Source organism: Coprococcus sp. AF21-14LB, assembly GCF_003458885.1.
In the GTDB taxonomy this organism is placed as follows: domain Bacteria; phylum Bacillota; class Clostridia; order Lachnospirales; family Lachnospiraceae; genus UBA9414.
Genome location: NZ_QRVX01000087.1, coordinates 1 through 5,252, shown reverse-complemented (window position 1 = coordinate 5,252; position 5,252 = coordinate 1). Strand labels below are relative to the sequence as shown.

The following is a 5,252-nucleotide window of genomic DNA, read 5'->3' as shown; positions in this document are numbered from 1 at the left end:
GTTGTAAGACCCCTTGAAGACGACGAGGTAGATAGGACAGAGGTGGAAGTGTGGTAACACATGTAGCTGACTGTTACTAATCGGTCGAGGGCATAACCAAGTGAGGTAAAGGATAGGAAAGTGAACGAAGGATGAGATTTCTTGTATGTGGTTTTGAAGGTACACCGAAAGCAACTTAGTGAATGCGACTGGTAAGGAAGCATGAGCTTAGTGCGAGGTGGTTCGCGAACCTTAATGAGCGTAAGCGAGTTTAGTTGAGCGAACATACCATCTAATATTCCTCCTTAGCTCAGTCGGTAGAGCACTCGGCTGTTAACCGAGTTGTCGTTGGTTCGAGTCCAACAGGGGGAGTTAAGGGCGGAAAGCCCCAGAAAGATGAGGCTCCTTGGTCAAGCGGTTAAGACATCGCCCTTTCACGGCGGTAACACGGGTTCGATTCCCGTAGGAGTCATTTACACGAAAGTGTAAAAAAACACTTGCAAAATTGTGTGTGATGTGTTATTATAACATAGTCATGCCGATGTGGCTCAATTGGCAGAGCAGCTGATTTGTAATCAGCAGGTTATCGGTTCGAGTCCGATCATCGGCTTTATGGATGGTTTCCCGAGTGGCCAAAGGGGGCAGACTGTAAATCTGTTAGCAACGCTTTCGGTGGTTCGAATCCACCACCATCCATTAAAAATTATCGCGGGATGGAGCAGTCTGGTAGCTCGTCGGGCTCATAACCCGAAGGTCGTAGGTTCAAATCCTGCTCCCGCAACTCAACTTATTATTTTAATAAGTTACGCCCAGATAGCTCAGTCGGTAGAGCAAAGGACTGAAAATCCTTGTGTCGCTGGTTCGATTCCGGCTCTGGGCATATGGAGCATTAGCTCAGTCGGTAGAGCACTTGACTTTTAATCAAGTTGTCCGGGGTTCGAATCCCCGATGCTTCATTAAAAAAGAGAGTCTTAGTTGGCCCTCTTTTTTAATATCTAAATATGATAATTAGTTATTATGATATGCCGATGTGGCTCAATTGGCAGAGCAGCTGATTTGTAATCAGCAGGTTATCGGTTCGAGTCCGATCATCGGCTTTACGAAAAGAATCTCAGTTTCGAGGTTCTTTTTTTGTATTGTTTTGGAATTGACAGATTCCATAGAAAAATTATATGATGAGATAAATTAGGGAAGAGAGGGCTTATCATGGAAATTGATAGATTAATGGAGAAGATTGGATTAAGTGAATGTGCAGTACAATTTGTAAATAATTTTCAAATGCCGGAGAAAGTATATCAGGAATGGAAAGAATTATTTGATACAGACTTGAAGGCATTTTTCGAAAAAGGAAAAGAAACAGAGAATTTTGAACAGACGGTACTGTATCTGTATGTTCATTTTGCGTCAGAGGCATGGAAATGGTTTTGTGAGGAAGGCATTTCTGAAGAAGTGTATATGTTAAATATGAGAGACATTGCAATCTGGGCGAATGCTTATGAAAAGAAAAATGGCTGTCCGGGACTTCGGGAAGCCGGTTGGATCAGTCTCTCACTTCGCGGGAAATTATTCCGGCTTGGAAGACTTCAGTTTGAACCGATTGGACTGGAAAAAGAAATCAAAACAGATAACAATATTTATCCACAAGGGATGAAGGTATTGAATGTACATATCCCCGAAGATGGTAAGTTATCAAAAGATGCATGCCAGGAAGCATTTGAAAAAGCAGAAGTATTTTTTAAAGATCGAGGATTTACAGGAGAAAATGTATATGTCTGTGAATCCTGGCTGCTATCTCCGGTACTGAAATATTTCCTTGGAGAAGAAAGTAATATCATTGATTTTCAAAATCGTTTTGAAGTGTATGATATTGTATATCCTTTCCGTCAGGCAGAGGAACGGATCTTTGGCGATATATTAGAAGATAGACAATCTTATCCAGAGACAACGAGTTTGCAGAGATCATTTAAAGGCTGGCTCATGGAACACCCGGAAGATATCGGAATGGGAGTTGGAGTATTTCAATATAAAGAGCGATAAAACTTTATTTATACAAAAACAAATAAGTAAATGACTCTGATAGATATTGATTTCGTTGTGTATGGATGTAAAGACACGTTGAAGTTGGAGAAGGATCTGGAAGAAATAGATACACTTCGCAAAATAGATATTTTTGATTATGAAAGTATTCATAATGAATTTTTATTAGAGGATATTAAAAAATATGGAAAGCAAATATATTAATGGTATAATACATTTTGCAAAAGTATGAAAAACTTGGAAAAGAGTAAGAATGCCGATCCGAGTGCAGACTTTGTATTAGCAGCAACTTATTAGCGAGGGAAGAAATGGACTTCCAGATACATCTTTATAAGTTTGGAGAAATGGAACAATATTTGAAGGACATTGGTTTCTCAAATGTGAAAACGTATTCATCCTTTTCAAAAGAAATTGCAGTAGATGATCAATGCGAAATGCTTTTTTTTGAATGTAATAATTGTTAAGTAAATGTAAGAAAGATTCTATTGAATAAATTTATAAACTTATCTATACTGAACATAACCACTAATTATCTGAAAAGAGGTGTTTAATATGAAGAAAAGAAAGAAAATTCAATGTTTATTTTTAGTATGTATTATAATGACTGCTTTTGTATTTAGTGGATGCGGTTCAAAGAAGCAAAATGAAGCGCCGAAGGGCGGCAATGGTTCAGCTACACAAGAGGCAGATGACACAAAGAAAGAGCCTGAGAATTCCGAGACAGAAGATTTTGAAATCAGCGAGGGAGCCAAGAAAACGCTTGAACTTATGACAGTTTGTCCAAATGAGGAATTATATAATGAGGAAACGATGACGTATCCGATTGGTCTTACAGAGGAAGAAGTGACAGAAGAGCAGAAGGAAGCGGCGAATCAGGCAGCAGAAGAAGCATTTGAAAAGTGGAAAGGTTATATTGGAGAATATTATGATGAGAAAGGTCTTGAATCATCTCGGAACAACGGCGTTTTATATTACTATTTGAGCAGGAATCAGAACATTGAACTGCGAGAATTAGAGGTTGTGGAGAAGACAGAAAAATCAGAAAGAGTTAAGGCAACCGTTCTTGTGGATGGCACAGCAGAAGAGACGGTATTTGATTTCAGAAGGAATGATAACGGACTAATCTGGACAGTGGAGATAGAGAATGAATAAAAATGATAAAGGAAAATATCGGATTGCAGCGGCTATTATTGCCAGTTTAGATTTGCTTATTCTTGCAATGAATATTTTTATGGCGCACTATTGTTATCGATTTATTCATGGCAATGATGGAATCTTTTTAGACGATATATTTAATTATATTCCGGTTGAGAGCGTTATCCTTTATGCAGCAGTACTTGGTATTGCATATGTAGTAGGATTTGTACTTCCGCCGGAAGAGAAAAAAGAAGATGAATAGTAATAACCAGTCAGGGCAGTTTTCAGGCTGCACATTTGATATGTGCTGACTGCCTGGTTTTATAGTTCTGAAAAGAATTTATTTGCTGTATTTTGCAATCTCACGATTGACTTTATTTCTCAGTGAGATGAGATACATGTCTGATTTTGGATATACTTTAAATGTCAGAGGATCGGCAAGATCTTCTTCCATTAATTCTACGACATGTTCTTTGCTTGTCAGAGATGCAAGAAGCTTGAATGCTCTTACGTCATTTAATGCTTCATCGTGAACCATCATACGGATGGATTCTTCCGGATGTCTGTCAGCGCCCGGATATACGAGGAAGGAGTCTCCTGATGGGAATGCATAGCCTGCATCTGTAATTTCGTACGGATTGATATGTTCTTTGGAGAACTGTGTGTTGTAGAAATTATAGCCCCAGTGAAGGATTCCTTCGATATCAAATTTGAATAACTGTGCGCCGTAGATACGGTTTCTTGCTGATGGCATGGACATGAAGCGGTTACTTACTTCATAGAACTGTCCAACGCAGTAGTAAGTCCACAGGTGAGGTACATTGTGTTCGATGAATGGTTCGATTTCGTTATTTCCAGGAATCGGACGGTCAACAAGTCCATTTTCATAGAAATCATAAGTGGATAATGCATCAAATGTATGATAGCCTTCAAGCAGATCTCCGAGAGAGTCTTTGGCAGCTTTGAATGTCTCAAAGTGTGCGCCAGGTTCATCGGAAATATGGAAGTATGTAATATCTGCAATGCCCCACTCTACTAATTTCTCTTTTAATGCCGGGAGATATACATGAAGGAAATTCGTGTATTCGCCGACTGCAGGTGTATGCCATCCGAAGATATTTTCTTCTTTGCCGTCTACTGTGGCAACGATTCTTGGTGCGTAGTTTGCGCCCCACTGTGAGAACAGATGAGACATTTCAAAATATTTGATGCCGTATTTCTGGCCGAGGTCAACCCAGCGTTTCAGACGATCAAAGTTGAAATGATATTCGCCGTTCTCTACTGTGATCTGAACAAGCTGAACTGTTGTACGTTCTCCTCCAACTGCGATATCAAGAGGCGGTGTGAACATTGGTGTCAGGAGCATGTTGCATCCGCGGGAAACGTATTCCGCAAGGAAGTTCTCAATGATCTGCCAGTGTTCTTCAGAAAATGCATCTACATGATAGTAGTCAGCAAGACAGTCAGCGTGGAACCATTCTGTATGGATCAGATCCTGTTCCGGAAGAACGGCGTCAATGATTGTTACTTTTGTAGAAGCGCTGCATACGACTTCATTTTCGCTATTGATAAACTGAAGTTCGATCGGATATGTTCCGGAAGCGGCATCTTCAGAAACAATCACATCGAACCAGACGCTGCGCCATTTGTTTGGATATGCAACAACTGTATTATCTTTTAATTCGCGGAGAAGATCCGGATACATTCCGGAACCTGTCTTCAGATAATTGTCATCAAGGATTCCGCAGTCAGAGCGTCCGACCGGAACGTATTCAACACTTCTTGCATGAATCATGTTTTCAATCGGGGAAATGACCTTTAATGTTAGATTTTGTTTCATAAATCCGACATTTTTAATAGCTGCCTGGAAAGAAATCGTCTCGTTCTTTAAAGAAGTCATTACAAGACATTCTGTCTGGTATTTTGGTTCTTCATCTGCAAATACTTTCACAAGGGAACTTAATAATTTAAGTTCAAAAGTAGGTGCTTCTAATTTTCTCATGATATGATACCTCACTTTTTTATGATAAGTCTATTATACTCGATATGGGTGGAAAGAGCGATAGAAAAAAACATATATATTTATAGAGAAAATAAAT

Annotated in this window: 5 protein-coding genes, 8 tRNA genes and 1 rRNA gene; 13 read left to right on the top strand and 1 reads right to left on the bottom strand. The window is 39.4% G+C overall.

Translation table 11 applies throughout. The annotated features are described in order from the left end of the window. The 13 genes from DWX73_RS12785 to DWX73_RS12715 all read left to right on the top strand — a co-directional run. A 23S ribosomal RNA gene (locus DWX73_RS12785) occupies positions 1 to 100 on the top strand; the annotation flags it as partial. Between the two features lie 178 nt (positions 101 to 278). After that, positions 279 to 351 (top strand) — tRNA-Asn (locus DWX73_RS12780). A 28-nt stretch (positions 352 to 379) separates the two neighbouring features. Continuing rightward, positions 380 to 451: transfer RNA gene (locus DWX73_RS12775), tRNA-Glu, on the top strand. A gap of 65 nt (positions 452 to 516) precedes the next feature. Then, positions 517 to 589: transfer RNA gene (locus DWX73_RS12770), tRNA-Thr, on the top strand. Between the two features lie 4 nt (positions 590 to 593). Further along, positions 594 to 675, top strand: a tRNA-Tyr gene (locus DWX73_RS12765). 11 nt (positions 676 to 686) lie between these two features. After that, a tRNA-Met gene (locus DWX73_RS12760) sits at positions 687 to 760 on the top strand. 26 nt (positions 761 to 786) lie between these two features. Continuing rightward, positions 787 to 859 (top strand) — tRNA-Phe (locus tag DWX73_RS12755). A gap of 3 nt (positions 860 to 862) precedes the next feature. Further along, positions 863 to 935: transfer RNA gene (locus tag DWX73_RS12750), tRNA-Lys, on the top strand. Positions 936 to 1,003: 68 nt separating this feature from the next. Then, a tRNA-Thr gene (locus tag DWX73_RS12745) sits at positions 1,004 to 1,076 on the top strand. Between the two features lie 109 nt (positions 1,077 to 1,185). Next, positions 1,186 to 2,016 carry an acyltransferase domain-containing protein gene (locus tag DWX73_RS12740; protein WP_118349085.1) on the top strand — a complete coding sequence of 277 codons (831 nt, stop codon included), beginning with the start codon at positions 1,186 to 1,188 and terminating at the stop codon, positions 2,014 to 2,016. A 30-nt stretch (positions 2,017 to 2,046) separates the two neighbouring features. Next, positions 2,047 to 2,220, top strand: coding sequence for a hypothetical protein (locus DWX73_RS12735; RefSeq protein WP_242996903.1), 174 nt, complete (start codon positions 2,047 to 2,049; stop codon positions 2,218 to 2,220). Positions 2,221 to 2,568: 348 nt separating this feature from the next. After that, on the top strand, positions 2,569 to 3,168 hold the full coding sequence (locus tag DWX73_RS12720; protein ID WP_118349084.1) for a hypothetical protein: 600 nt from the start codon (positions 2,569 to 2,571) through the stop codon (positions 3,166 to 3,168). Continuing rightward, complete coding sequence (locus DWX73_RS12715) at positions 3,161 to 3,415, top strand: hypothetical protein (protein WP_118349083.1); 255 nt, start codon at positions 3,161 to 3,163, stop codon at positions 3,413 to 3,415. Before DWX73_RS12720 ends, DWX73_RS12715 begins: the two co-directional genes overlap by 8 nt. Before the next feature lie 78 nt (positions 3,416 to 3,493). Here the strand turns inward: DWX73_RS12715 and DWX73_RS12710 are convergent, their stop codons facing one another. Next, positions 3,494 to 5,155 carry a DUF4091 domain-containing protein gene (locus DWX73_RS12710; protein WP_118349082.1) on the bottom strand — a complete coding sequence of 554 codons (1,662 nt, stop codon included), beginning with the start codon at positions 5,153 to 5,155 and terminating at the stop codon, positions 3,494 to 3,496. Positions 5,156 to 5,252 lie beyond the last annotated feature (97 nt).